At 62.2% G+C, this 25930-nt stretch carries 24 protein-coding genes; 4 read left to right on the top strand and 20 right to left on the bottom strand.

All coding sequences use genetic code 11. From position 1 onward, the window contains the following. Window positions 1-10: 10 nt before the first annotated feature. Window positions 11-316: a hypothetical protein gene (locus E2K99_RS11460; RefSeq protein WP_134222275.1), complete on the bottom strand. Its 306-nt coding sequence runs from the start codon at window positions 314-316 to the stop codon at window positions 11-13. Between the two features lie 49 nt (window positions 317-365). Here E2K99_RS11460 and ppsR point away from each other — a divergent pair, with 49 nt between their 5' ends. Then, the gene (gene ppsR, locus E2K99_RS11455) at window positions 366-1220 is read left to right on the top strand and encodes a posphoenolpyruvate synthetase regulatory kinase/phosphorylase PpsR (protein WP_039788257.1); all 855 of its coding nucleotides are present in this window, start codon (window positions 366-368) and stop codon (window positions 1218-1220) included. Here the strand turns inward: ppsR and E2K99_RS11450 are convergent. The 17 genes from E2K99_RS11450 to rpsB all read right to left on the bottom strand — a co-directional run bounded on the left by E2K99_RS11450 (window position 1201) and on the right by rpsB (window position 17914). Then, window positions 1201-1695: a DUF6314 family protein gene (locus E2K99_RS11450; RefSeq protein ID WP_134222274.1), complete on the bottom strand. Its 495-nt coding sequence runs from the start codon at window positions 1693-1695 to the stop codon at window positions 1201-1203. The two genes, ppsR and E2K99_RS11450, sit on opposite strands and share 20 nt — an antisense overlap. A gap of 14 nt (window positions 1696-1709) precedes the next feature. Next, window positions 1710-2501: a TrmH family RNA methyltransferase gene (locus E2K99_RS11445; RefSeq protein WP_134222273.1), complete on the bottom strand. Its 792-nt coding sequence runs from the start codon at window positions 2499-2501 to the stop codon at window positions 1710-1712. A gap of 11 nt (window positions 2502-2512) precedes the next feature. Then, entirely contained in the window at window positions 2513-3145 is a 633-nt protein-coding gene (rnhB, locus tag E2K99_RS11440) for a ribonuclease HII (protein ID WP_134222272.1), read from the bottom strand. A 59-nt stretch (window positions 3146-3204) separates the two neighbouring features. Then, window positions 3205-4380, bottom strand: a complete 1176-nt coding sequence (gene lpxB / locus E2K99_RS11435) for a lipid-A-disaccharide synthase (RefSeq protein ID WP_134222271.1) — start codon at window positions 4378-4380, stop codon at window positions 3205-3207. Beyond that, window positions 4364-5152, bottom strand: a complete 789-nt coding sequence (gene lpxA / locus E2K99_RS11430) for an acyl-ACP--UDP-N-acetylglucosamine O-acyltransferase (protein WP_121039994.1) — start codon at window positions 5150-5152, stop codon at window positions 4364-4366. Before lpxA ends, lpxB begins: the two co-directional genes overlap by 17 nt. A gap of 135 nt (window positions 5153-5287) precedes the next feature. Next, complete coding sequence (gene fabZ, locus E2K99_RS11425) at window positions 5288-5752, bottom strand: 3-hydroxyacyl-ACP dehydratase FabZ (RefSeq protein ID WP_006462531.1); 465 nt, start codon at window positions 5750-5752, stop codon at window positions 5288-5290. Continuing rightward, window positions 5745-6833 (bottom strand): UDP-3-O-(3-hydroxymyristoyl)glucosamine N-acyltransferase, encoded by a 1089-nt coding sequence (lpxD, locus tag E2K99_RS11420; RefSeq protein ID WP_039788270.1) that lies wholly within the window; start codon window positions 6831-6833, stop codon window positions 5745-5747. The genes fabZ and lpxD overlap by 8 nt, the downstream gene beginning before the upstream one ends. Window positions 6834-6961: 128 nt before the next feature. Continuing rightward, the gene (locus E2K99_RS11415; protein WP_227022628.1) at window positions 6962-7471 is read right to left on the bottom strand and encodes an OmpH/Skp family outer membrane protein; all 510 of its coding nucleotides are present in this window, start codon (window positions 7469-7471) and stop codon (window positions 6962-6964) included. Window positions 7472-7516: 45 nt separating this feature from the next. Continuing rightward, window positions 7517-9898 carry an outer membrane protein assembly factor BamA gene (bamA, locus tag E2K99_RS11410; RefSeq protein ID WP_134222270.1) on the bottom strand — a complete coding sequence of 794 codons (2382 nt, stop codon included), beginning with the start codon at window positions 9896-9898 and terminating at the stop codon, window positions 7517-7519. A 193-nt stretch (window positions 9899-10091) separates the two neighbouring features. Further along, window positions 10092-11465, bottom strand: a complete 1374-nt coding sequence (gene rseP, locus E2K99_RS11405) for an RIP metalloprotease RseP (RefSeq protein WP_134222269.1) — start codon at window positions 11463-11465, stop codon at window positions 10092-10094. After that, window positions 11462-12634, bottom strand: a complete 1173-nt coding sequence (gene ispC, locus E2K99_RS11400) for a 1-deoxy-D-xylulose-5-phosphate reductoisomerase (RefSeq protein WP_134222268.1) — start codon at window positions 12632-12634, stop codon at window positions 11462-11464. The genes rseP and ispC overlap by 4 nt, the downstream gene beginning before the upstream one ends. Window positions 12635-12660: 26 nt before the next feature. Beyond that, a complete protein-coding gene (locus E2K99_RS11395) occupies window positions 12661-13488 on the bottom strand; it encodes a phosphatidate cytidylyltransferase (RefSeq protein ID WP_039788277.1) in 828 nt (275 codons plus the stop codon). Then, entirely contained in the window at window positions 13488-14246 is a 759-nt protein-coding gene (uppS, locus tag E2K99_RS11390; RefSeq protein WP_083859609.1) for a polyprenyl diphosphate synthase, read from the bottom strand. The genes E2K99_RS11395 and uppS overlap by 1 nt, the downstream gene beginning before the upstream one ends. Before the next feature lie 193 nt (window positions 14247-14439). Continuing rightward, window positions 14440-15000: a ribosome recycling factor gene (gene frr, locus E2K99_RS11385; RefSeq protein WP_039788280.1), complete on the bottom strand. Its 561-nt coding sequence runs from the start codon at window positions 14998-15000 to the stop codon at window positions 14440-14442. A gap of 116 nt (window positions 15001-15116) precedes the next feature. Further along, entirely contained in the window at window positions 15117-15833 is a 717-nt protein-coding gene (pyrH, locus tag E2K99_RS11380) for a UMP kinase (RefSeq protein WP_006462540.1), read from the bottom strand. A 316-nt stretch (window positions 15834-16149) separates the two neighbouring features. After that, the gene (gene tsf / locus E2K99_RS11375; RefSeq protein WP_034332958.1) at window positions 16150-17037 is read right to left on the bottom strand and encodes a translation elongation factor Ts; all 888 of its coding nucleotides are present in this window, start codon (window positions 17035-17037) and stop codon (window positions 16150-16152) included. A 136-nt stretch (window positions 17038-17173) separates the two neighbouring features. Further along, window positions 17174-17914, bottom strand: a complete 741-nt coding sequence (gene rpsB / locus E2K99_RS11370) for a 30S ribosomal protein S2 (protein WP_039788284.1) — start codon at window positions 17912-17914, stop codon at window positions 17174-17176. A gap of 341 nt (window positions 17915-18255) precedes the next feature. Here rpsB and map point away from each other — a divergent pair, with 341 nt between their 5' ends. The 3 genes from map to E2K99_RS11355 all read left to right on the top strand — a co-directional run bounded on the left by map (window position 18256) and on the right by E2K99_RS11355 (window position 22636). Beyond that, entirely contained in the window at window positions 18256-19080 is an 825-nt protein-coding gene (map, locus tag E2K99_RS11365) for a type I methionyl aminopeptidase (RefSeq protein ID WP_121039982.1), read from the top strand. A 145-nt stretch (window positions 19081-19225) separates the two neighbouring features. Further along, the gene (locus E2K99_RS11360; RefSeq protein WP_134222267.1) at window positions 19226-21778 is read left to right on the top strand and encodes a [protein-PII] uridylyltransferase; all 2553 of its coding nucleotides are present in this window, start codon (window positions 19226-19228) and stop codon (window positions 21776-21778) included. 111 nt (window positions 21779-21889) lie between these two features. Next, window positions 21890-22636, top strand: coding sequence for a pseudouridine synthase (locus E2K99_RS11355; protein ID WP_034332946.1), 747 nt, complete (start codon window positions 21890-21892; stop codon window positions 22634-22636). Window positions 22637-22711: 75 nt separating this feature from the next. Here E2K99_RS11355 and E2K99_RS11350 read toward each other — a convergent pair whose 3' ends face one another. Further along, window positions 22712-23197: a cyanophycin metabolism-associated DUF1854 family protein gene (locus tag E2K99_RS11350; protein WP_134222266.1), complete on the bottom strand. Its 486-nt coding sequence runs from the start codon at window positions 23195-23197 to the stop codon at window positions 22712-22714. A gap of 3 nt (window positions 23198-23200) precedes the next feature. Beyond that, window positions 23201-25477 carry a cyanophycin metabolism-associated ABC transporter gene (locus E2K99_RS11345; protein WP_134222265.1) on the bottom strand — a complete coding sequence of 759 codons (2277 nt, stop codon included), beginning with the start codon at window positions 25475-25477 and terminating at the stop codon, window positions 23201-23203. Between the last annotated feature and the right edge of the window lie 453 nt (window positions 25478-25930).

Here is a 25930-nt window from a genome sequence, read left to right as displayed (position 1 = left end):
GCGAAGAGTTTCAAAGGAGGCTACGTATACCGCCCCCTGGGTGTTTACTGCGTTGGACATGACAACCCCTAGCTTGATGATAAGAAATCTTCGCGGGCGCGGCATGGGTCGGTTTATTTTTGTTATTCTGCGACGGTTGCGGCAGCAGGTGCGGCTTCGAGGACCAGCCCAGGGACAACATCAGGCGCGCAGCCACACCGAGGACGTTTGCCATTGCAAACATCATCAGGAATTCGGGCAAATTGCGCAGCGACATGACGATCATCAAGATGGGCTTCTCGAAATTGTTGCCAAGCATTGTACCGCGTGAAATCATTTTTGTTCGTAGCACCCAATACTTTTTCTATTTTCCAAAAGACAACTAAATGCTCGACCCCATGCCGATCCCGCACCCTTCCCCCGTCGTGGCCGCCAACCGCACCGTGTTCTTCGTCTCCGACGGTACCGGGATCACTGCGGAGACCTTCGGGCATTCGGTGCTGAGCCAGTTCGAGCTGCGTTTCAAGCAGATCCGCCTGCCCTTCATCGATACCCTGGAAAAGGCCCACGACGCCACCCGCAAGATCAATGAAGCCTATGCGGTGGATGGCAAGCTGCCCATCGTCTTCTCTACGCTGGTGAAATCGGAACTGTCCTCGGTGATCCGGCGCGCCAAGGCCATGCACATGGACCTGTTCCAGACCTTCGTGGAGCCGCTGGAGCAGGAACTGGAGATGAAGTCCACCCACACCATCGGCCGCAGCCACAACACCACCGATTCCGAGGAATATCGCAACCGCATCGAGGCCATCAATTTCTCGCTGGCACACGATGACGGCCAGTCCAACAAGAACCTCTCGGAAGCCGACGTGATCCTGGTGGGCGTGTCGCGCTCGGGCAAGACCCCGACCAGCCTGTACCTGGCCATGCAGTTCGGCATCAAGTGCGCCAACTATCCGCTGATCCCGGAAGACTTCGAACGCGAAAAGCTGCCCAGCGGGCTGGTACTGCACAAGAAGAAGATCTTTGGACTCACCATCGCCGCCGAACGCCTCTCGGAAGTGCGCAATGAACGCCGTCCCGGCAGCAAGTACGCCGCGCTGGAAAATTGTCGCTATGAAATCAATGAGGCCGAGAAGATGATGCGCCGCGAAGGGATACGCTGGATGTCGTCGACCACCAAGTCCATCGAGGAAATCGCCGCCACCATCCTGCAGGAGATCAAGCTGGAGACGCGCTGACCGACTGTCGGCGTAAAAATTCAGTGCGCACGCGGGTGCGCTTCTTCGGGCCGTTGATGGTGGTTTCCATGGTGAAGGAGTCTTCACCATGGGCTGTATACACCGCGGTATAGCAGTCCGGGCCGCACAGGTGATCGGCGGCCGGTATCAGTTCCTGTCCACGCAACAGATAGTCCTGATAAGGCTGGCCGACACGCTCGCCGTCAGCGAACAGCACGCACAGGCGGTCCGGGCCGAAGCGATAGTCAAAGACGCGGGAAAACGGAATCAACCTGCCGGGCGCGCTGGTCATGCGCAGCTGGCCCTGCTCGCGGTAGACCAACTGGCCCGGCGTCTCGCCTCTAGTGAAACTTAGTTCACCTGACGCCGTAGCTTGCGGGCTTTCGCTGCCTTCCCAGATAGTACGGCTGAAGATCCATTCCCCGAGAAAGTAATCGGCCATGGCGGCCAGATCGATGGGGGGAAAGGCCGCCATGATACGTGCCGCCCTCAGCGCCCGACGGTACGCTGGCGCAGTTGTTCGAAAAGGCAGACCGCCGCTGCCGCCGCCACGTTGAGCGATTCCATCTCGCCCAAGTGCGGGATCACCACTTCATGGGTGGCCGCATCCTGCAAGGCCGGCGACACGCCTTGCCCTTCATGCCCCAGCAGCCAGGCCACCGGACCGGAGAGGTCGCAATCGTAAATGGTCTGGGCCGCGTGCGAGCTGGTAGCCAGCAAGGGGATGCGGCTGGCGGCGCACAGGGCGACCAGGTCGGCATTCTCGAAGATGTCCAGCACGAAATGCGCGCCCATGCCGGCCCGCAGCACCTTGGGTGACCAGGCGGCGGCGGTACCTGCCGAGCAGAACACTTGCTTCACACCGGCTGCGGCAGCGCTGCGCAGGATGGAGCCGAGATTGCCCGGATCCTGCAGACCATCGAGCAGCACCGCCGATTCCTTAAGTGCCGCCGGGGCCACCGGCTCGGGCGTACTCACCAGCAACAGCAGGCCCACGCCGTTCTCCACGGTGCTGATGGCGTCATACAGCTTGTCGGCCAGCACCAGGCATTGCGCGTACAAGGCTTCACATTGCGCCAGGATGGGCGCTACTTCCGGGTGATACTGGGCGCTCTCGGCCACCACGCACACCTGCGGCGCGCCGCGATGCTGCAGCCAGGCCTGCGCCAGGTGCACGCCATCCAGCAGGCTCTGGCCGGCGCGGCGGCGAGCCTGGCTGCTGGTGGCCAGTTGCTTCAAATCCTTGAAGACCGGGTTGTCCTTGGAGGTGATCAGTTTCATGCCTGCCTCGCTCACGCCATCACCACCGTCTGGCCGGACAGCAAGGCCCTGACCGGCGCATAGGAGCGCCGATGCACCGGCGAGACGCCATGCAGGCGCAGCATTTCCAGGTGCAGAGGGGTCGGATAGCCCTTGTGGCGGTCGAAACCGTAATGCGGATAGGTGTCGTGCAAGACCAGCAGCGCCGCATCGCGCGCAGTCTTGGCGAGGATGGAGGCGGCCGAGATGGCGGGCACCTTGTCGTCTCCCTTGACGATGGCTTCGGAGCGGATGCTCATGACCGGGCAGCGGTTGCCGTCAATCAGGGCCAGCGTGGGCAGCGTCGAGAGTGCCTCCACCGCGCGGCGCATGGCCAGCATGCTGGCGTGCAGGATGTTGAGTTCGTCGATCTCCTGCTCGTTGCAGGAGGCAATGGCCCAGGCCAGCGCCGATTCCTTGATCTCCAATGCCAGGCTGTCGCGCGCGGCTTCGGAAAGCTTCTTGGAGTCGCGCAGGCCCTTGACCGGACGCGCCGGATCGAGGATCACGGCGGCAGCGAACACCGGACCGGCCAGCGGACCACGGCCGGCCTCATCGACGCCGCAGATGATCTCGCCGGTGGTGTCGTCAAACAAAGCCAGGGTCTGGGGGGCCGCCTTGGGCATAGCAATTTCCTTCATCAAACTCTCACACGGATCGCCGCAGCGATCCTTCTTTCGGTCCGTCAACGACGGCGCGCGCCAATGACTTCACAGACCGCGTTGGCGCTCTCCCGGCTGGTATCGCGCAGCAGGGACTGGTGCATGTCGGCAAAGCGCCGCACCAGCCGCTGCTGGTGCGCATGGTCTTCCAGCTGGTGCCACATGGCATCGGCCAGGGCCTGCGGCGTAGCCTGGTGCTGCAGCAGTTCCGGCACCAGGAAGTCGCGCGCCAGGATATTGGGCAGGCCCACCCAGGGCTGGTAAGCCATGTGCCGCATGATCTGGTACGAGGCCCAGTTGACCTTGTAGGAGATCACCATCGGCTTCTTGTACAAGGCCACTTCCAGCGAGGCCGTGCCCGAGGCCACCAGCACTGCATCCGAGGCTTCCATCGCACTGTGCGACTGGCCACGGATGACGCTGATGCCAAGATCTTCATATCCGCCCTGGCGAATCTGCTCTTCAAAAAAGGCCATCTGCCGGTCGCCCGCCATGGGCGTGACGAACTGCAATTGAGGATCGCGCTGCCGCAACAGCCGTGCCGCCGCCAGGAAACCTTCGCCATTCTGCTTCAGTTCGCTCATGCGGCTGCCCGGCAGGATGGCCACCACCCTGCCCGGCCCGGTCAGTCCGAGGCGCTGGCGTGCGCCTGCGGTGTCGGGCTGCAGCGGGATCACTTCGGCCAGCGGATGGCCGACGTAGGTCACCGGGACGCCCGCCTGGCGGTACAGGTTTTCCTCGAAGGGAAAGATCACCAGCATGTGCGACACCGCGCGCTGGATCTTTTTGATGCGCCAGCCGCGCCAGGCCCAGATCTGCGGACCGATGAAGTGGATGGTCGGAATGCCGGCCTTCTTGAGCTGTTCTTCCAGGCCCAGGTTGAAGCCGGGATAGTCCACGCCCACGAAGACATCAGGCCGGTCCGCCAGCAGCTTGTCGCGCAGCGACTCCTGGATGCCCTTGATCTCGCGGTAGCGCGGAATCACCTCGAACAGGCCCCGCACCGTCAGCTTGTCCATCGGCCAGTCGCTGTTAAACCCCTGAGCCATCATGTGCTCGCCGCCAATGCCATGCAGGCGCACTTCCGGCAGGCGCTCGCGCACCCCGGCCAGCAGGCGGCTGCCCAGCAGGTCGCCCGAGCTTTCGCCGGCCACCAGTGCGATCGACTGACGGCGCGTGATGTCAGCGGATGATGCCACGGGCCGAAGCCTCGATGAATTCGCGCAGCAGGCGGATGTGCTCGGCGCTGTGGGCCGACTTGGCCTCCATGTCCGCCAGCTGCTGCTTGGCTTCTTCCAGCGGCAGGCCGGCACGGTAGATCACCTTGTAGGCGCGCTTGATCTCCATGATCTGCTCGCTGGTGAAGCCACGGCGCTTCAGGCCCTCGCTGTTGATGCCGGCCGGCACGGCGCGATTGCCTGCCGCCGTCACGAAGGGTGGCACGTCCTGGCTCACGGCCGCCGTAAAGGCGGTCATGGCATGGGCACCGATATGGCAGAACTGGTGCACGGTGGTGAAACCGCCCAGGAATACGTGGTCGCCCAAATGCACGTGACCGGCCAGCGTGGCATTGTTGGCCAGGATGATGTGGCTGCCCAGCTGGCAATCATGCGCCAGGTGGACGTAGGCCATGATCCAGTTGTCGTTGCCAATGCGGGTCGCGCCGCCATCCTGCACGGTACCCCGGTTGAAGGTAACGAATTCGCGGATGGTGTTGCGGTCGCCGATTTCCATGGTGGTCGGTTCGCCCGCGTACTTCTTGTCCTGCGGCGCGGCACCGATGGAGGCGAACTGGAAAATCTCGTTGTCACGGCCAATGGTGGTGTGGCCTTCGATCACCACATGGGGACCGATGCGCGTGCCCGCGCCGATGCGCACGTCAGGACCGATGACGGCATACGCGCCGATCTCGACCGATTCGTCGATCTGCGCTCCGGGGGCAATCACTGCGCTGGGATGGATCTTGGACATGTCCTGTGCTTCGATGGGTTCACTTGTTGCACATCTTGCAATGAAGCAATCTGCACAATGAATCAGGCCCGGCGCGATCTTGCCGATCACCGCCGGGCCTGGCTTGATGCGTCAAGCCTGCAGGCAGGCCTGGACTCAGGCGCTCTGGCTGGCGTCGGCGGCGCTGCGCATGGTGCACATGAGGTCGCCTTCCACAGCCACCTGGCCGTCCACGGTGGCCACGGCACGGTATTTCCAGATGCCACGTGCACGGCGGGTGATTTCCACTTCCATCTTCAGCTGGTCGCCCGGTTCCACCGGACGCTTGAAGCGGGCATTGTCGATGCCGACGAAGTAGACCACGGTGTTTTCATCGGGCTTGCGGCCTTCGGTCAGGAAGGACAACAGCGCCGCCGTCTGGGCCAGCGCCTCGATCATCAGCACGCCCGGCATCACCGGCTTGTGCGGGAAGTGGCCGTTGAAGAATTCTTCATTCACGGTCACGTTCTTGATCGCGGTGATGGTCTTGCCGCTCTCCCAGTTCAGCACGCGATCAACCAGCAGCAGCGGGTAACGGTGCGGCAGGTACTGTTTGATTTGATTGATGTCGAGGCTATTCATTCTCTTCTTGATTCTCTGAAAGCGGGGCTTGGCCTGCTTGTTCTTGTGTCAACGTTTTAAGCGATTTTTCCAACGCCCGGATTTTCTCACGCATCGTGCCCAGATTGCGCACCAATGCAGCGGATTTTTCCCAGTCGCGGTGTTCGGTGATGGGATAGAAGCCGGTGTATTGACCCGGCTCAAGGATGGAACGCAAGGCCAGCGTACCGGCCGAGACGTGCACCTTGTCCACGATGGTGATGTGGCCGTGGATCATGGCCGCGCCGCCGATGGAGCAGTATTTGCCGATTTTCGCGCTGCCGGCGATGCCGGCACAGGCGGCAATGGCGGTATGGGCGCCGATGTGGCAGTTGTGGGCGATCTGGATCTGGTTGTCGAGCTTGACGCCCTCCTCGATCACGGTATCGGCCAGGGCACCGCGGTCGATGGTGGTATTGGCACCGATTTCGACGTCATCGCCGATCATGACACGGCCAACTTGCGGAATTTTGATCCATTGCCCGGCTTCATTGGCGAAACCGAAGCCATCGGCCCCGATCACCGCACCCGAATGGACGATGCCGCGCGCCCCGATCTCGCAGGCGTGATGCAGGGTGGCACGGGCGTGGAAATGGGTGTCGTCACCGACCTTGGCGTGGTGGCCGATGAAGCTGCCGGCGTCAATACGGGCGCGGGCACCGATGACGGCACCGGCTTCGATCACCACCAGCGGGCCGATCACCGCATCCGCCGCGACCTGGGCCGATGGATCGACCACGGCGCTGGCATGGATGCCGGCAGGCGCGCGCACTTCGGCCTGAGCCTGAAACAGCTGGGCCGCGCGGGCGAAATAGGCGTAGGGATTGCGGGTGACGATGCGGGCACCGGCATAGCCCTGCACCTGGGCGTCGTCCGTCTCGGACAGGATCAGCGCCGCCGCCTGGGTCTGGTCGGCTTGCGCACGGAACTTGGGATTGGAAAGGAAAGTGATGTGGCTGGCACCGGCGGCATCCAGTGGTGCGATGCCATCGACCGCGATGGTCGCATCACCCTTCAGCTGACCGCCCAGGCGCTCGACCAGTTGCTGCAGTCGAATACTCATCTTGGCTTTTCCGAATGGTAGGCGTTGCTTGGCTTACGGTAGAACAAAGGCCGCCCTGAAGGCAGCCCCTGAAGCGACATGCGGGCGCAGGACGTTGCCGCCCGGCGCCCGCATGGTGAAGGCGGCAATTACTTGGCCAGTTCCTTCAGGACTTTGTCGGTGATGTCGATGCGCTTGGAAGCGTAGACGGCTTCCTGGAAGACGATGTCGTACTTCTCGGCTTCGGCGATCTGGCGGATCACCTTGTTGGTGCGTTCCAGGACCACGGCCAGTTCCTCGTTGCGGCGCTGGTTCAGGTCTTCGCGGAATTCACGCTGCTTGCGCTGGAATTCCTTGTCCAGGTCGGACAGGTCACGCTGGCGCTTGGCGCGGTCGGAATCCGACAGCACGGCGGCGTCCTTGTCCAGCTTGTCGGACTGGGCCTTCAGACGCGCGGCCATGTCTTGCAGGTCACGGTCACGCTTGGCGAACTCGGCTTCCAGCTTGGTTTGTGCGGCCTTGGCAGGCGCCGCTTCGCGGAAGATGCGCTCGGTGCTCACGAAGGCGATTTTCGAGCTTTCCTGCGCGTGGGCGGGGGCAAAGCTCAACAGGCAGGCAGCCATCACGATGGTCTGCAGGGACAGGAACGATTTGGTCATGAACTTCAAGATTACTCTCCGTATTACGAATCAATGATGACCGCTTTAGAAGCCGGTACCCAGTTGGAACTGGAAGGTTTGAGACTTGTCACCCGTCTTCAGGTTCAATGGCTTGCCGAAGCTCAGCTTCAGCGGGCCAATCGGCGACACCCAGCTGATACCGACACCGGCCGAATAGCGCAGGTCGTTCAACTTGATGTTCTGGCCGTCGGCAAAGACGTTGCCGCCGTCAAAGAAGGTGAACCAGCGCAATGTGCGGTCCTGGCCCGAGCCCGGGAACGGGAACTGCAGTTCGGCATTGCCGTACAGACGCGAGGCGCCGCCCATGGAGTCGCCGTACTGGTCCTTCAAGCTACCCAGCGAGGAGGCTTCATAGCCGCGCACGGTGCCGATACCGCCGGCGTAGTAGTTCTTGAACACCGGGTACGGCTTGCTGCCCAGGCCGCGGCCGTAGTCGACTTCGCCATTCAGCGCCAGAGTCACGGCCTTGCTGAAGAACGGTTGGAAGTACTGCTGCTGGTAGCTGGCACGGTAGTACTTCAAGGTGCCCACATAGGAGACCTCGAAGTTGGCGCGCTGATAGCGGCCGGTGGTCGGCACCAGGGCCGAGTCACGGCCGTCACGCTGCCATGCCACGGTCAGCGGGATGCTGGTGGTACGGGCGCTGCCGATACCGCAAGTTGCGGTCGAGGTCACATCGGTCACATCGCAACCGGAGCCGCCTGCGCCACCGAAATCGCGCACGTACTGGCGATACAGCGTCGGGCTGGTGTTGTCGGTGCTGACGTTGGTGTTTTCCACGCCAATACCAAAGAACACGCGATCCAGCTCCGAGAACGGCACACCAAACTTGATGCTGCCGCCCAGGGTCTTGACCTTGTAGTCACCTGTCGTATAGACCGACGGGCGAATCGTGCGCAGGTAGATTTCATAGGTGCGGCTGATGCCGTCATCCGTGAAGTACGGATTGGTGGTCGACAGCGAGATAGTGCGGTAGCGCGAGCTGGTGTTGATGTCGATACCGACGGTGTTGCCGCTGCCGAAGGCGTTTTCCTGCGAGATCGAGCCGGTCAGGCTCAGCTTGTCGGACTGCGAGAAGCCAGCACCGACCATGATGTTGCCGGTCGGCTTTTCCTCGACCTTCATGTTCACATCGACCTGGTCGCTGGTGCCCGGCACTTCAGGCGTATCCACGGTCACTTCCTTGAAGTAGCCCAGACGGTCGACGCGATCACGCGAAAGCTTGATCTTCTCGCCGTCGTACCAGGAATCCTCGAACTGGCGGAATTCGCGGCGGATCACCTCATCGCGGGTCTTGGTGTTGCCGGCGATGTTGACGTGACGCACGTAGACGCGCTTGCCCGGGTCGACCATGATGGTGAAGGCAACTTCCTTCTTCTCGCGGTCCACATTGGGGTTGGCGTTGACGTTGGCGAAGGCGTAACCGAAGTTGCCCAGACGCTCACCGATCTTCTTGGTGCTGTCGGTCAGCTTGGCGCCGGAATAGACGTCGCCCTTCTTGAGCTGCACCAGCTTGGCCAGTTCCGGCTCCATGCCGAACATCTCGCCTTCCAGCTTGATGTCGGAGACGGTGTACTTCTCGCCTTCCTTGATGTTGACCGTGATGTAGATGTCTTTCTTGTCGGGCGTGATCGACACCTGGGTCGATTCGACCTGCATCTCCAGATAGCCGCGGTCCAGGTAATAGGAACGCAGGGTCTCGATGTCACCCTGCAGTTTTTCCTTGGAATACTGGTCAGCCTTGGTGTACCAGGTGAACCAGCCCGGGGTGGTCAGCTTGATCTGGTCGCGCAGGGTGCTGTCGGAGAACACCTTGTTGCCGACGAAGTTGATCTGCTTGATGCGCGAAACTTCACCTTCATCCACGGCGAAGGTAATGGCGACGCGATTGCGCTCGACCGGCGTGACGGTAGTCGACACCTTGGCACCATACAGGCCGCGCGACAGATACTGACGCTTCAGTTCCTGTTCGGCGCGATCGACCTGCGAGCGGTCAAAGATCCGCGACTCGGCGACGCCGATTTCCTTGAGGGCCTTGGTCAGCTGTTCCTTGTCGAATTCCTTGATGCCGGAGAAGTCGACGCTGGCAATGGCCGGGCGTTCGACCACCTGCACCACCAGCACGTCGCCTTCGGCTTCGATGCGCACGTCACGGAAGAATCCGGTGGCGTACAACGCCTTGATGGCGGCGGTGGCCTTTTCATCGTTGAAGGTATCGCCCACGCGCACCGGCAGGTAGCTGAAGACGGTGCCGGCTTCGGTACGCTGAATGCCTTCGACGCGGATATCCTTGACCACGAACGGCGTGATGGCCATGGCCTGGCTGGAGCACAGGGCAAAGGCGGCAGCGGCAATCAGGCGACGGGAGAGAGTCGGAATGGGATGTTGCGCAGGGTGTAATTTCATCTATCGTTCATCAACAGTTTTTCGCTGCGGCACTGCCTGACATGATGCTGGTAAGCAATTGAAAACGGATTCCTGATCCATTGCCAATTGCTTAACAACTGCCATCGGGGTTGGCCGGCAAATGTAAAAAATCCGGTCTTTCTGGCCGCCCCGCCGATCTTGCTCGCTCGACGGGGCCGGCATCAGGCCGGATTCATCCTTGGAACATCAGTCGCACGATATCGTTGAAAGCGGCAACGAGCATCAGCGCCATCAGTAATCCCAGGCCGGCGCGCTGCGCGATTTCCCCAAACCGCTCGGAAACGGGCCGCCCTGTCAAAATCTCCAGCGCATAATACAGCAAATGACCGCCGTCTAAAACCGGGATTGGCAACAGATTCATCACTCCCAGGCTGATACTGATGAAGGCCAGGAAGCTGAGGTAGCTCACCAGGCCCACGCGGGCGGTCTGTCCGGCATAGTCGGCGATGGTGATGGGGCCGGTAATGTTCTTCAGCGAGACCTGCCCGATGATCATCTTGCCGATCATCTTGATGGTCATCACGCTGGTATCCCAGGTGCGCTGCGCGCCCTTGGCCACGGCCGTCAACGGGCCATCGCTGACGGTGGCCATCTCCGGTGCCAGCGGCACTTCGACCTTGATGCGGCCGATGCGCTTGCCACTTTCACCCTCTTCCACCGACTCCGGCGTGACGCGCACCTCGATCGGCGCAGTGCCGCGCACGCCCTGCAGCAGCAGCGGCTTGCCGGCGGATTCGCGCACTTTTTCCACGAAGGCCAGGCCATCCTGGACCGGCACCCCATCGATGGCGGTGATGCGGTCGCCGCTTTCCAGTCCTGCCATCTTGGCCGGACCCTCCATGATCTTGCCCAGCACGGCAGGCGGACGTGCCAGCGACAGGCCGAGCTTGGCGAGGAAGTCGCCTTCCAGCTCATTGCTGTCGATGCCGGCCAGACGCAGCGTGACCGAGTTGAGCAGCTTGCCGCTGCCATTGGGGTTGGGACGTTCGACGTCGATGCGGGCATCGGCCTTTTCCAGCACCAATTGCATCAGTTTCCAGCGTACTTCGGACCAGACCTGCACCGGCGCGCCATTGATGGCCGTGATGCGGTCACCGGCGCGCAAGCCGGCCTGGTACGCGGCCGTCTGCGCGGTCGCTGCACGCAGCACGGGCACCGGCTCCGGCACGCCGTGCATGTAGAGACCAGCAAAGAGGAGAATGGCCAGCAGGAAATTGGCGATCGGCCCGGCCGCCACGATGGCGATGCGACGCCAGACGGATTGGCGGGTGAATTCGCGCTTGAGATCGGCTTCCGGAATGTCTTCCAGCGGCTGTTCGCGCGCGTCCAGCATCTTCACATAGCCGCCCAAGGGCAGCACCGACAGCGCCCATTCGGTCTGGTCGCGGCCGAAGCGGCGCGACCAGATCACCCGACCCATGCCGACCGAGAAGCGCAATACCTTCACACCGCACCAGCGCGCCACCAGGTAATGCCCCAGCTCGTGGACCACCACCAGGGTGCCCAGGGCAACGAAGAAAGCGATCAGGGTATGCAGCAGATTCATCGTGAAATCAGGGCCTCGGCGTGGTCACGCGCCTGCCGGTCCTGCTCCAGCAGCGCCGTGATGTCATCGGCTTGCCGGTTGGGGATGGCGGACATGACCTCTTGGATCAGGGGGGCGATCTTCCCGAAGCCGATGCGGCCATCGAGGAAGGCTTGCACGGCGACTTCGTTGGCGGCGTTGAGGATCGCCGCCAGCGTACCGCCGGCCCGCAGCGCATCATACGCCAGTTTCAGGCAGGGGAAGCGCTGATAGTCAGGCGGCAAGAAGGACAATTGCGCGATCTGCGCCAGATCCAGCGCTGCCACGCCCGAGGCGATACGCTCCGGATAGGCCAGCGCATTGGCAATGGGCGTGCGCATGTCGGGGTTGCCCAACTGCGCCAGCACCGAGCCATCGGCATACGAGACCATGGAATGAATCACGCTCTGCGGGTGGATCACCACCTCGATCTTGTCCGCCGGCGCGCCGAAGAGCCAGTGCGCTTCGATGACTTCCAGGCCCTTGTTCATCATGGTGGCGGAATCCACCGAGATCTTGCGCCCCATCACCCACTTGGGATGGGCCACGGCTTCTTCCACGGTGACTCGATCCAGCGTATTCACATCCCGATGGAGGAACGGACCGCCCGAGGCCGTCAGGAGGATTTTCTCGACACCATGCGCCGTCATCGAACGGGTGTAGCCGTCGGGCAGGCACTGGAAGATGGCATTGTGTTCGCTGTCGATGGGCAGCAGGCTGGCACCATGTGCCTGCACCGCATCCATCAGCAGCTGGCCGGAAATGACCAGGGCCTCCTTGTTGGCCAGCAGGATCTTCTTGCCGGCACGTGCGGCGGCCAGCGTGGAAGCCAATCCGGCGGCACCGACGATGGCCGCCATGACCATGTCGCAGCCGTCGGCCGATGCGATGTCGCACAAGGCTTGCGGACCGTAGGCCACTTCAGTGGACAGCCCGGCTGCGCGCAACAAGGTTTGCAACTGCGCGGCCGCTTCGGCGGAACCGACCACAGCCACTTGCGGACGGAAACGCTGGCATTGCTCGGCCAGTTCGGCAACACGGGAATGGGCGCTCAGCGCAAAGACGCGATAGCGGTCGGGATGGCGGGCCACCACGTCCAGCGTGGACACGCCAATGGAGCCGGTGGAACCGAGAATGCTGATGGACTGCATGGAATTTCCAGAAGGAAAGCGGCGGCTCAGGCAGCCGCCAGCCAGAGATCGACCAGCGCTGCCAGCGGCAGCACCGGGATGAGCGCATCGATGCGGTCGAGCACGCCGCCGTGGCCGGGCAGCAGGTTGCTGCTGTCCTTCATGCCGGCGCGACGCTTCAGTTGCGACTCGAACAGGTCACCGACCACGCTGGCCACCACCATGAGGCTGAGCACGCCGACAAAGCCGCCCCAGCCCCAGCGATTGAACAGGTGATACTGGAAGGTCTCGCCACCACTCATGGACATGGCCACTGCCGCCGAAATCACCAGCACCGCCAGCCAGCCGCCGATGGCACCCTCCCAGGACTTGCCCGGGGAAATGGTGGGAGCCAACTTGTGGCGTCCGAAGCCCTTGCCAGAGAAATAGGCACCAATGTCAGCCACCCACACCACGGCCATCACCGACAGCAGATACAGCGGCGAATGCTGGAACAGGTCCACGATGGCAACGAAGCAGCCGAGGATGGACAGCATGTAGGTGCCGTTGAGCAGCCGATTGCCGAAAGCTTCGATCCGAGGCAGGCCGAGGCCAAGCGCGGGCACGAAGCGCAAGGCCCACAACAGCACGCAGAGCACATACAGGGCGCGCACGCTGGGCAAGCCGGAGAAGAACAGGATGACGCTGAAGACCAACGTCCACACGGCAGCCCACAAGGTGGGACGCGGGCTCTTGAAGAGACGGAAGCATTCCCACGAACCGGCGGCGAAGAACACCAGCACCGCCATGGCAAAGGCCGGGAAATAACCGAAATACAGGATAGGCAACAGGATTGCCAGCAGGATCAACGCCGTGATGACACGCGTCTTGAGCATCAGGAAGCCTTTTTCTGGTCCAGTACCTGGGCACTGGTGCGCCCGAAGCGGCGCTCGCGTTGTTGGTAGGAGCCGATCGCCTGATCCAGCGCCTTGTCGTCGAAATCGGGCCAGAAGGTTTCGGTGAAGTACAGCTCGCTGTACGCCAGCTGCCACAACAGGAAATTGGAGATGCGCTGTTCACCGCCGGTACGGATGAACAAATCGGGCTCAGGGGCATACGCCATGGCCAGATACGGGGCCAGTTCTTCTTCGGTGTAGTCGGTCGCACCCGGCTTGTCCTTGACCATTTTGGAAACGGCCTGCATGACATCCCAGCGCCCGCCATAGTTGGCGCAGACGGTCAGCGTCAGGCGGCTGTTGCCGGCGGTCTGTGCCTCGGCCTTGGCCGCCATCTCCTGCAATTTCGGATCGAAGCGGCTCATGTCGCCGACGATGCGCAGGCGGATGCCATTGTTGGCCATCTTGCCGACTTCACGCTCCAGCACCGTCATGAACAGACGCATCAGCACCGACACTTCGTCGGCAGGGCGACGCCAGTTTTCGGAACTGAAGGCAAACAGGGTAAGGAATTCGATACCGCGCTCGGCGCAGGCCTCGACAATGGAGCGCACTGCATCCACGCCCTTGGCATGCCCCGCCACACGCGGCAGGAAACGTTTGGTCGCCCAACGACCGTTGCCGTCCATGATGATGGCAACATGGCGCGGAACCGCGGAAGTCTCCGGAACCGCCAGAGTTGAGCTTTGATGCTTCATGTAAATGATTTATTACTTTTCCGTGCGCCGGATGGTGAAGCGCAACATGGTAACGGGCACGCGCCGCTTTGACAAACCGGCCAGCCTCCTCCCCCCATTGCCGCTCTCACTTCCCGCCTGCACTTTTGCTGTCTTGGACTTGTTCGTGCAGCGCGGCCGCCATGGCAGCCGCGCGTGAGACCTGCAGGACGGCTTACACCGTCATCACTTCCTTTTCCTTGTCGGTGACCATTTTGTCGATGTCAGCCACGAACTTGTCGGTCAGCTTCTGGATCTCGTCCTGGCCGCGGCGCTCATCATCTTCCGAGGCGATCTTGTCCTTGACCAGCTTCTTCAGGCCTTCATTGCCTTCGCGGCGGATGTTGCGCACGGCGATCTTGGCATCTTCGGCTTCACTCTTGACCAGCTTGACCATTTCCTTGCGGCGCTCTTCGGTCAGCGCGGGCATCGGCACACGGATCAGGTCGCCGTGGGTGGCCGGATTCAGGCCCAGGTCGGCTTCACGGATGGCCTTCTCGATGACGGCGGCCATCTTCTTTTCGAAGGGCTGCACGCCGATGGTGCGCGCATCGATCAGGGTCAGGTTGGCGACCTGCGACAGACCGGTCGGCGAACCATAGTATTCAACCATGACCTGGTCCAGCAGGCCGGTGTGGGCGCGGCCGGTACGAACCTTGGCCAGGTTGGCCTTCAGGGTTTCGATGGACTTGGCCATCTTCTGCTCGGTATTTTTCTTGACGTCAGCGACACTCATGCTGCTCTCCTAACTTTGGTGCAATAACTTGGCTTGTCTTGATGGCAAATGCCTGAAAGACGGGCATTGTAAACGGGAATCCCGGCCTGCGGCCGGTTTCTGCACTGCAATATCAATCAGACGTGGACCAGGGTGCCTTCATCGTCACCCATGACCACGCTCTTGAGCGCGCCCGGCTTGACGATGGAAAACACCTTGATCGGCAGCTTCTGGTCGCGGCACAGCGCAAAGGCGGTGGCATCCATCACCTGCAGGTGCTTGGCGATGGCTTCATCGAAGGAGATCGACTGGTAGCGGGTGGCGGCCGGATCCTTCTTGGGATCGGCGGTGTAGACACCATCGACCTTGGTGGCCTTCAGCACGATCTGGGCACCGATTTCCGAGCCACGCAGGGCGGCGGCGGTATCGGTGGTGAAGAAGGGGTTGCCGGTACCGGCGGCGAACACCACGATCTTGCCTTCTTCCAGGTATTGCAGCGCCTTGGGGCGCACATAGGGCTCGACCACCTGCTCGATGCCGATGGCCGACATCACGCGGGCCGTCAGGCCGGCCTGGCGCATGGCGTCAGCCAGGGCCAGCGAGTTCATGACGGTGGCCAGCATGCCCATGTAGTCGGCGGTTGCACGATCCATGCCCTGGGCGCCCGGCGCGACGCCGCGGAAAATGTTGCCGCCACCGATCACGATGGCCAGTTCCACGCCCAGTTTGCTGATTTCTGCTACATCCGCGACCATGCGTTCGATGGTCGCGCGATTGATACCGTAGGCGTCGTCGCCCATCAGTGCTTCGCCGGAGAGTTTGAGGAGTACGCGCTTGTAGGCTGGTGTTGTCATTGCAGGGCTCCGTGTTCTGTCCGAGGTTGAATTACGTATTGACGCGCCGGCACTCGCTGTCACCCGACGAAATGGCGCTTTTTCGTCATCAGGGGCAGGTCCGAACGCATGAGGGGATGTACTGCTGCGCCCTATTCTGTCTTGCCGTGTGCTGCCAGTATTGCTTTTGCTACCCATATTGCCGTTGCCAGGCGGCCTGCCCTGCGCGTCATCATTCATCCGACGGACGACCCTGACTGTAGACGCGGGCGACTCCGAAAGTTCCCGGAATCCGGCTTAAAAAAACGGGCCTCTCGGCCCGTTTTTCCTGCGACGCTTACTGAGCTTGTTTCGCTGCAGCCACTTGCGCTGCCACTTCGGCAGCAAAGTCGTCTTGCTTCTTCTCGATGCCTTCGCCGACCACGTACATGGCGAACGACTTGACGGTGGTATTGGCCGCCTTCAGCATCTGTTCGACGCTTTGCTTGTCGTTCTTCACGAAAGCCTGGTTGAACAGCGAGACTTCCTTCAGGTACTTCTGCACCGAACCGTCCACCATCTTGGCGACGATGTCAGCCGGCTTGCCGGATTCAGCAGCCTTCAGGGCGGCGACCGAGCGTTCCTTCTCGATCAGGTCGGCCGGCACTTGCTCGGCCGACAGGGCGACCGGCTTCATGGCGGCGATGTGCATGGCCACGTCCTTGCCGACTTGCTCTTCAGCGCCGTCGAACTCGACGATCACGCCGATGCGGGTGCCGTGCAGGTAGGCAGCCAGCTTGCCGGTGGTTTCGAAACGCTGGAAGCGACGGAACGACATGTTCTCGCCGATGCGGCCGATCAGTTCGGTGCGCAGTTCTTCCAGGGTCTTGCCGTCGGCCAGCTTGCAGGCGCCCAGGGCAGCCACATCAGCCGGATTCTGTTCGACCACCAGCTTGGCAGCGGCTTCAACCAGACCGATGAACTCGTCGTTCTTGGTCACGAAGTCGGTTTCACAGTTCACTTCGACCAGCGCGCCGACGTTGCCAGCGATGTAGGCCGAGATCACGCCTTCTGCGGTGATGCGGGAAGAGGCCTTGGAAGCCTTGCTGCCCAGCTTGACGCGCAGAATCTCTTCGGCCTTGGCCATGTCGCCATCGGCTTCGGTCAGCGCCTTCTTGCATTCCATCATCGGCGCGTCGGTCTTCGCACGCAGATCGCCCACCATTGCTGCGGTAATTGCCGCCATACTTTTCTCCTGACTTGGAGGCATCCCGCGCTTGCGGCATGCCTGAAACTCGAAAATTGAATCAAAAAAAAGGGGCCACTGCGTCACTACCCGCTGTCACCCCTTTTTGGACTACCGTACTACCGGAAGAGCAGAATCAAGCCTGCTCGACCTCGACGAATTCATCGCCCTTGACTGCTTCGACGACGTCGTTGACGGCGTTGGCGCGGCCTTCCAGCACGGCGTCAGCCATGCCGCGAGCGTACAGAGCGATCGCCTTGGCGGAGTCGTCGTTACCCGGGATCACGTAGGTGACGCCTTCGGGCGAGTGGTTGGTATCGACCACGCCGATGACCGGAATGCCCAGCTTGGCGGCTTCGGTGATGGCGCCCTTGTGGTAGCCGACGTCGATGACGAAGATGGCGTCAGGAATGCCGCCCATGTCCTTGATGCCGCCGATGGCCTTTTGCAGCTTTTCCTGTTCACGGGTGAACAGCAGGGCTTCCTTCTTCGACAGCTTCTCGACCGAACCGTCTTCGATGGCAGCTTCCATGTCCTTCAGGCGCTTGATCGAGGTCTTGATGGTCTTGAAGTTGGTCAGCATGCCGCCCAGCCAGCGCTGGTCAACGTAGGGCACGCCAGCGCGTTGCGCTTCAGCGGACAGGATGTCGCGGGCTTGACGCTTGGTACCAACGAACAGGATGGTGCCACGGTTGGCCGACAGCTGGCGCACGTACTTGACGGCTTCCTGGTACATGCCCAGGGTCTTTTCCAGGTTGACGATGTGAATCTTGTTGCGATGACCGAAAATGAAGGGGGCCATCTTGGGGTTCCAGAAGCGGGTTTGGTGACCGAAGTGGACACCGGCTTCCAGCATTTCGCGCATGGTAACGGACATGAATTTCTCCAGGGTTAGGTCTGGAATCCGCTCGGTCATCCGGCTCATGCAGCCGGACACCCTTTTAGCGAACGGATTCGCGTTTCAAAAGATAATTTACGACATTTATTGCCAAACAGACATGAAGAATCATTCCGCACACCGCATTCGACAACTGACCTGTGGTTTTCAGATCAGCCCGGCATTCTACTCGACCCATCACTTTTGTTCAAGTAGCACATGAAGATAAGGAACGCGGCCAAACGCCGTCCCCGGCTTGTCGACCGGAGCCGGCAAAACAGAAAGCACCCCCGTCGTCTATAATCCCGTCTTGACGATTTTCTAGCGAATTGCGATTCATCATGGGCAACATCACCATCAAGACCGCCGAAGACATCGAAGGCATGCGCGTGGCCGGCCGCCTGGCCGCCGAGGTACTGGACTACATCACCCCATTCGTGAAGCCGGGCGTGACCACCGGCGAGATCGACCGCCTCTGCCACGAGTACATGACCAACGTGCAAGGCAGCATCCCGGCCCCGCTGAACTACTGCCCGCCGGGCTACACGCCCTACCCCAAGGCCATCTGCACCTCCCTGAATGACGTGATCTGCCACGGCATCCCCGGCGACAAGGTGATGAAGAACGGCGACGTGCTCAACATCGACGTCACCATCATCAAGAATGGCTATCACGGCGACACCAGCCGCATGTTCTTCCTGGGTGAGCCGTCCATCCTGGCACGCCGCCTGACCGAGATCACCTATGAATGCATGTGGCTGGGCATCTCCAAGATCAAGCCGGGCGCACATTTGGGCGATATCGGCCACGTCATCCAGCAGCACGCGGAAAAGGCCGGCTACAGCGTGGTGCGCGAGTTCTGCGGCCACGGCATCGGCAAGGTCTTCCATGAAGAACCGCAAGTCCTGCACTACGGCCGCCCCGGTACGCTGGAGAAGCTGGAAGCCGGCATGATCTTCACGGTGGAACCGATGATCAACGCCGGCCGCCGCGAGATCCGCGAAATGGGCGACGGCTGGACCATCAAGACCAAGGACCGCAGCCTGTCAGCCCAATGGGAACACACCGTGCTGGTCACCGAGACCGGCTTCGAAGTGCTGACGGTGTCGCCCGGCATGCCGGCACCGCCGGCCTTCATCCAGAACCAGGTCGCCACCCCGGCGTGACCCTGGCGGCCGGAACCATGTGCCCCTCGACCCTGCACACAGTTTCCGGCACGAAACCTGCTTCGAGCGCAAAGCCGCATGGGGATGCGGCTTTGTTCATATAGGCGCCGCCCCGCCGCCCTGCTTGCCTTAATTGCCGACCACGATGCCCACACTCGCCATCACGCTCAAGAAACAGCTCAAGGCCGCGCGCCAGCAAGCCATCGAGGTGTTCCAGTCCAACCACAAGACCGAGCAGTTGCTGGCCCAGTTGCGCCGCAACGTGGACGAAGCCCTCACCACTGCCTGGGAAGAACTGGGCATGTCCGGCAATGCCGCCTTGGTCGCCGTGGGCGGCTATGGCCGGGGCGAGCTGTTCCCGCATTCGGATGTGGACGTGCTGATCCTGCTGGACCAGGCCCCGGATGCCGCCAAGAAGGAAAAGCTGGAATCCCTGGTGCAGCTGTTCTGGGACATCGGCCTGGAAATCGGCCACAGCATCCGCACCATCGACGAATGCCTGGATGAATCGGCCGCCGACATCACGGTGCAGACCAGCCTCCTGGAAGCCCGCCTGGTGACTGGCAACCGCGCCCTCTTCAAGAAATTGCAGGAGCGCTACCATGCCGCGCTGGACCCTCTGGCCTTCTTCCAGGCCAAGACCCTGGAAATGCGCCAGCGCCACATCAAATATGAAGATACGCCCTACAGCCTCGAACCCAACTGCAAGGAAAGCCCCGGCGGCCTGCGCGACCTGCAGGTGATCCTGTGGGTGGCCAAGGCGGCGGGCCTGGGCAACTCCTGGGGCGAGCTGGCCGAACACGGCATGCTGACCTCCACCGAGGCGCGCCAGCTGCGCCAGAAGGAACGCGCCTTCAAGGACATCCGCATCCGTCTGCACATCCTCACGGACCGCCGCGAAGACCGGCTGGTGTTCGACATCCAGACCCAGATCGCCGAGACCTTCGGCTTCAAGACCACCGATACCCGCCGCGCCAGCGAATACCTGATGCAGCGCTATTACTGGGCAGCCAAGGCGGTCACGCAGCTCAACACCATCCTGCTGCAGAACATCGAAGCCCATCTGTTCCCGCAGCAGGCGGTTCCGCGCCCGCTCAACGAGCGCTTCAACGAGGTCAACGGCTTCGTCGACATCGCCCATGACAGGGTCTTCGAAGAGACGCCTTCGGCCATGCTGGAAGTCTTCCTGGTGCTTTCCGAGCATCCGGAACTGAAGGACATGTCGGCGCGCACCCTGCGTGCGCTATGGCATGCGCGCTTCAAGATCGACAATGCCTTCCGCGCCAATCCGGAGAATCATCGCCTGTTCATGCAGATCATCCAGAGCAAGCGCGGCATCACCCACGCCCTGCGCGGCATGAACAGCACCAGCGTGCTGGGGCGCTACCTGCCGAACTTCCGCCAGATCGTCGGGCAGATGCAGCATGACCTGTTCCACGTCTACACGGTGGACCAGCACATCCTGATGGTGGTGCGCAATGTGCGCCGCTTCACGATGAGCGAACATGCGCATGAATATCCCTTCTGCAGCCAGCTGATGGCCAACTTCGGCCAGCCCTGGGTGCTGTACATCGCGGCGCTGTTCCACGACATCGCCAAGGGCCGGGGCGGCGACCACTCCAAGCTGGGCATGGACGACGCCCGCGCTTTCTGCGAGCAGCACGGCATCTCGCCGGACAATACAGAGCTGATCGTGTTCCTGGTGGAGCAGCATCTGGCCATGTCGCACGTGGCGCAGAAGCAGGACATGTCGGACCCCGACGTCATCACCGCCTTCGCCCAGCTGGTCAAGGACGAGCGCCACCTGACCGCGCTCTACCTGCTGACGGTGGCCGATATCCGCGGCACCAGCCCCAAGGTCTGGAACGCCTGGAAGGGCAAGCTGCTGGAAGACCTGTACCGCATGACCCTGCGCGTGCTGGGCGGCGAAGCTCCCTCGGCCGACCGCGAACTGAAGAACACCCAGCAGGAAGCCATCAAGACCCTGCGCCTGTACGGCCTGCCGGCCGACGCCCATGAAGCGCTGTGGAAGCAGCTGGACGTGGCCTACTTCCTGCGCCACGACGCCTCCGACATCGCCTGGCAGACGCGCTGCTTCTACGACAAGGTCGATACCGGCGTACCGCTGGTGCGCTGCCGCCTGGCGCCCATTGGCGAAGGCGTTCAGGTGGCGGTCTACACGCCCGACCGCCCTGACCTGTTTGCGCGCATCTGCAGCTATTTCGACGAAAAAAGCTTCAGCATCTTCGACGCCAAGATCCACACGACCCGCAACGATTACGCGCTGGACGCCTTCCTGATCAATGCCCCGGTGTTTGCCAAGAACTACCGCGACATCATCAACCTGATCGAGCACGAACTGGGTGCCCTGCTGCAGTCCGACGCCCCGCTGCCGGCCCCGTCCAAGGCCCGCCTGTCGCGCCTGTCGCGCACCTTCCCGGTCAATCCGTCGGTGGATTTGCGTCCGGATGAGCGCGGCCAGTACTACCTGCTGTCGGTCTCGGCCAATGACCGCGCCGGCCTGCTGTATTCGATCTCCAACGTGCTGGCCAAGTACCGCATCAACCTGCATACCGCCAAGGTCATGACCCTGGGCGAGCGGGTGGAAGACGTCTTCCTGATCGACGGCCCCGGCCTGTCCCAGCCGCGCAACCAGATCATGCTGGAAACCGAACTGCTGCAGACCCTGCGCATCTGACCCCCATCACCCTGTCCGCGCTGCCGCCCCAGTCTGGCGCGGCGGCGCGGCTGGCCGTACAATCTCACCCTCGCCGCTGGCCGGCCCTCCGTTTTTCGCAAGGCAATCCCCATGACTGAACCTGTACGACTTTCCAAACGCATGTCCGAACTCGGCCTGTGCTCGCGCCGCGAAGCCGACGAATGGATAGAAAAAGGCTGGGTGCGCGTGGATGGCCAGGTGGTGTCGGTGCTGGGCAGCAAGGTGCTGCCGCACCAGAAGGTCACCGTGGAACGCCAGGCCAGCGCCGAGCAGGCCCAGCGCGTGACCATCCTGATCAACAAGCCCATGGGCTACGTCAGCGGCCAGGCCGAGGATGGCTACAAGCCGGCCATGGTGCTGGTCAACGAACAGTCGCGCTGGGCCGAAGACCAGACCGAGATGCGCTTCCACCCGCGCCAGCTGAAGAGCCTGGTGCCGGCCGGACGGCTGGACATCGATTCGGTGGGCTTGCTGGTACTGACCCAGGATGGCCGCATCGCCAAGCAGTTGATTGGCGAGGATTCGGCGGTCGACAAGGAATACCTGGTGCGCGTGCAATACACGCGTCCCGGCAAGCTGCCCGAATCCGATCTCAAGCGCCTGAACCACGGCCTCATCATGGATGGCAAGCCGCTGCGTCCGGCCAAGGTGGTGTGGCAGAACGAGGATCAGTTGCGCTTCACCCTGCGCGAAGGCAAGAAGCGCCAGATCCGCCGCATGTGCGACATGGTCGGACTGAAGGTAATCGGCTTGAAGCGCGTGCGCATCGGCGGCGTCAAGCTGGGCGAACTGCCGACCGGCCAGTGGCGCTACCTGCGGCCGGATGAGAAGTTCTGAGCCTCAGCCCGCTCCATACAAGAACGGCCCTGATTCATCATCAGGGCCGTTCTTTTTTGCCGCAGGCAAAAAGGATCAGAGGAAACGATCCAGGATCTTGCGGCTGTGCTTGTCCAACGCCTTCTGGTCGCGGATCAGGAACTGGATGCCGTGGCTGTCGGCAATCAGCAGCGCCGGCGCGGCCAGGCGGCGGATGTCTTCCTCGCCCTTGAGCGTGAAGGTGGTGGTGCCGCGCGTGGTCTGCACGGTCCAGTCGCTGGGGGTGGCGAAGGTCGACACGCTGACGATGCGCTGGATCTCCGGCATGAACTCGCGGCTGGCCAGTTCTTCCTCGATCAGGCGGCGCGTGGGCGCATCCACTTCCTCCAGGGTATCGATCCAGGCCAGCTCGTGGCCGTCGCTGCTGACCAGGGACAGGCCGCGATCGGGCGAGGTGACCGGAAATGCACGCACCGGAATCACGTGCTCGTGCAGGCCGCCCTGGGCGTCGGTCAACACCAGGCGTCCAAAAGCGTTGCGCTCCAGCGTGAAGGTTTGGGCTGAATGGTTGGTGGTGCTCATGGCTTATTCGCCCTTCTCTTCTTCGCTCACCGAGACCTCGGCATCGCCATCAGGGTTACGCGCCTGGGCCTGGTAGAGCTTGTAGTAATGCCCTTCCCGGGCCATCAGTTCTTCGTGGTTGCCGACCTCGACCACCTGGCCGCGATCCAGCACCACCAGGCGATCGGCCTTGCGCAGGGTCGACAGGCGGTGCGCGATGGCAATCGTGGTGCGGCCCTGAACCAGGTTGTCCAGCGCCTTCTGGATTTCCTTTTCGGTGGTGGTATCGACCGAGGAAGTGGCCTCGTCCAGGATCAGGATGCGCGGGTCGATCAGCAGCGCGCGCGCAATCGAGATGCGCTGGCGCTCACCGCCCGACAAGGCCTGGCCGCGCTCACCGACCAGCGAGTCATAGCCTTGCGGCAGGCGCAGGATGAACTCATGCGCATGGGCCGCACGGGCCGCGGCGATGATTTCCTCGCGGGTGGCTTCCGGCTTGCCGTAGGCGATATTCTCGGCAATGGTGCCGAAGAACAGGAAGGGTTCCTGCAGCACCAGGCCGATGTTGCGGCGGTATTCGGAAATGGGCAGCGAACGGATGTCCACGCCATCAATGCGGATCGCCCCTTCGGAGACATCGTAGAAGCGGCAGATCAGGTTCACCATGGTGGACTTGCCCGAACCGCTGTGGCCGACCAGGCCGATCATCTCGCCCGGCGCAATGGACAGGCTCATGTTGCGGATCACCGCGCGGTTGCCATAGCGAAAGCCGATGTTGCGCACTTCGATGGCGCCCTTGACGTTTTCCAGGTGCACCGGGTTGGCCGGTTCCGGCACGCTGGAGACGTGGTCCAGGATGTCGAAGATGCGCTTGGCACCGGCGGCGGCCTTTTGGGTCACCGAGACGATGCGGCTCATCGAATCCAGGCGCGTATAGAAGCGGCTGATGTAGGCCAGGAAGGCAGTCAGCACACCGACCGTGATCTGGTTGCTGGAGACCTGCCAGATCCCGAAGACCCACACCACCAGCAAGCCCACTTCGGTCAGGAAGGTGACCGTGGGCGTAAAGAGCGACCAGATCTTGTTGACCCGGTCATTGACCATCAGGTTGTGACGGTTGGCTTCGCGGAAACGCGCCACTTCGCGCTTTTCCTGCGCAAAAGCCTTCACCACGCGGATGCCGGGGATGGTATCGGCCAGCACATTGGTCACTTCCGACCAGATGCGGTCGATCTTCTCGAAACCATGGCGCAGACGATCGCGCACCACGTGAATCATCCAGGCGATGAACGGCAGCGGCAACAAGGTCACCAGTGCCAGCCAAGGGTTGATCGAAATGAGGATGGCCGCCGTCATGATGATCATCAGCACGTCGATGGCGAAATCCAGCAGGTGCAGCGACAGGAACACGCAGATGCGGTCGGTTTCCGAGCCGATGCGCGCCATCAGGTCGCCGGTGCGCTTGCCGCCGAAATACTCCTGCGACAGCCGCAGCAGGTGCGCATAGGTGGTGGTGCGCAGGTCTGCGCCGATGCGCTCGGACACCAGCGCCAGGATGTAGGTACGCGCCCAGCCCAGTCCCCAGGCCAGTACCGCCGCGCCCAGCAGGCCAGACAGGTAAAGCGTGGCCAGGTGGGTGTCAATGGGAGTGCCGTTCTGGAACGGGATCAGCACGTTGTCCATCAGCGGCATGGTCATGTAGGGCGGCACCAGCGTGGCGGCGGTGGAGGCCAGCGTCAGCAGGAAGCCCAGCAGCAGCGAGCCCTTGTAGGGCTTGGCAAAGCGCGACAGGCGGAACAGCGCCCAGGTCGACGGCGGCGCTTCCTTGGTTTCCGGACAGATGGCACAGGTTTCCTGTCCTTCCGGCAGCACGGCCTTGCAGGTCGGGCAGACGTCGCCCTCCTCTTCGGCCTGCACGCCCGAGGCCAGCAGGTCGCGCTGCTGCTCGAACAGCTTGATCAGGCGCAGCGCCTGCGGATTCTGCGCCAGGGTGTAGCGCCAGGCGGCCAGCCGGCTGGCAGCGTCGCACAGCTCCAGGGTACCCACACCGGCGTGGTCGACATGCTTCAGTTGCAGGTCGGGCCGATAGGCCCACTCCTGCCATTGCTGGCGGTCCGGGGCCAGCGCAAGCAGGCGGCGGTCGGTGGCCAGCACCAGCGAAGCGTTGAATTGCAGCTGGGCGTCCAGGTCCAGTTCCAGCCAGGCCAGCACGGATTCACCCTGGACCAGGCGGGCAGCGGTTTCCGTTTGCCAGCGCTCGGGCAGGCTGGCGGTCGCGGAAGGTATTGAGTCAGTAGTCATGTAACGGCAGCGTTGAGGCCCGAAGTGAGCAGTTTGGCTATTGTTTTAGGAGGTGCAGGTCTCGCCGGACCTGTTGTCTTGATGCCTGCAAGGATGTGCCAGCGGGCAGCGCGCGATTATAGCGCAGCGTCCCCTGCTGCAAATCCACGAACTGCGCCGCCTCGTGGGTATCGATCGGGCAGCGGCCCTCCGATAACGCAAGAGCGCCGCAAACGGTGTACCGGCAATTTCACTTCCGACTACGCGGGGGTGATCTTTCCCGCATGATGCGAATGGCTGATCTGCCCAAAGCTTCAGGTCACGACGGCGTGCGCGTTTTTTCCGGCCGCATTGCCACGGCAACGGGACAGTCTGCGACAATATCGTTCATATCCACCCCCAGCCTGCCCGCATGATTCTCGCATTTCGCCTGCACCTTCCGGCCTGCCCTCTCACCTGCGGAGCCAGTTCTTG

Origin of the sequence: Herbaspirillum huttiense, from assembly GCF_004367745.1 — a bacterium.
GTDB lineage: Bacteria > Pseudomonadota > Gammaproteobacteria > Burkholderiales > Burkholderiaceae_D > Herbaspirillum > Herbaspirillum huttiense.
The sequence above is the reverse complement of the archived record's forward strand: the minus strand, read 5'-3'. Positions and strand labels throughout refer to the sequence as shown.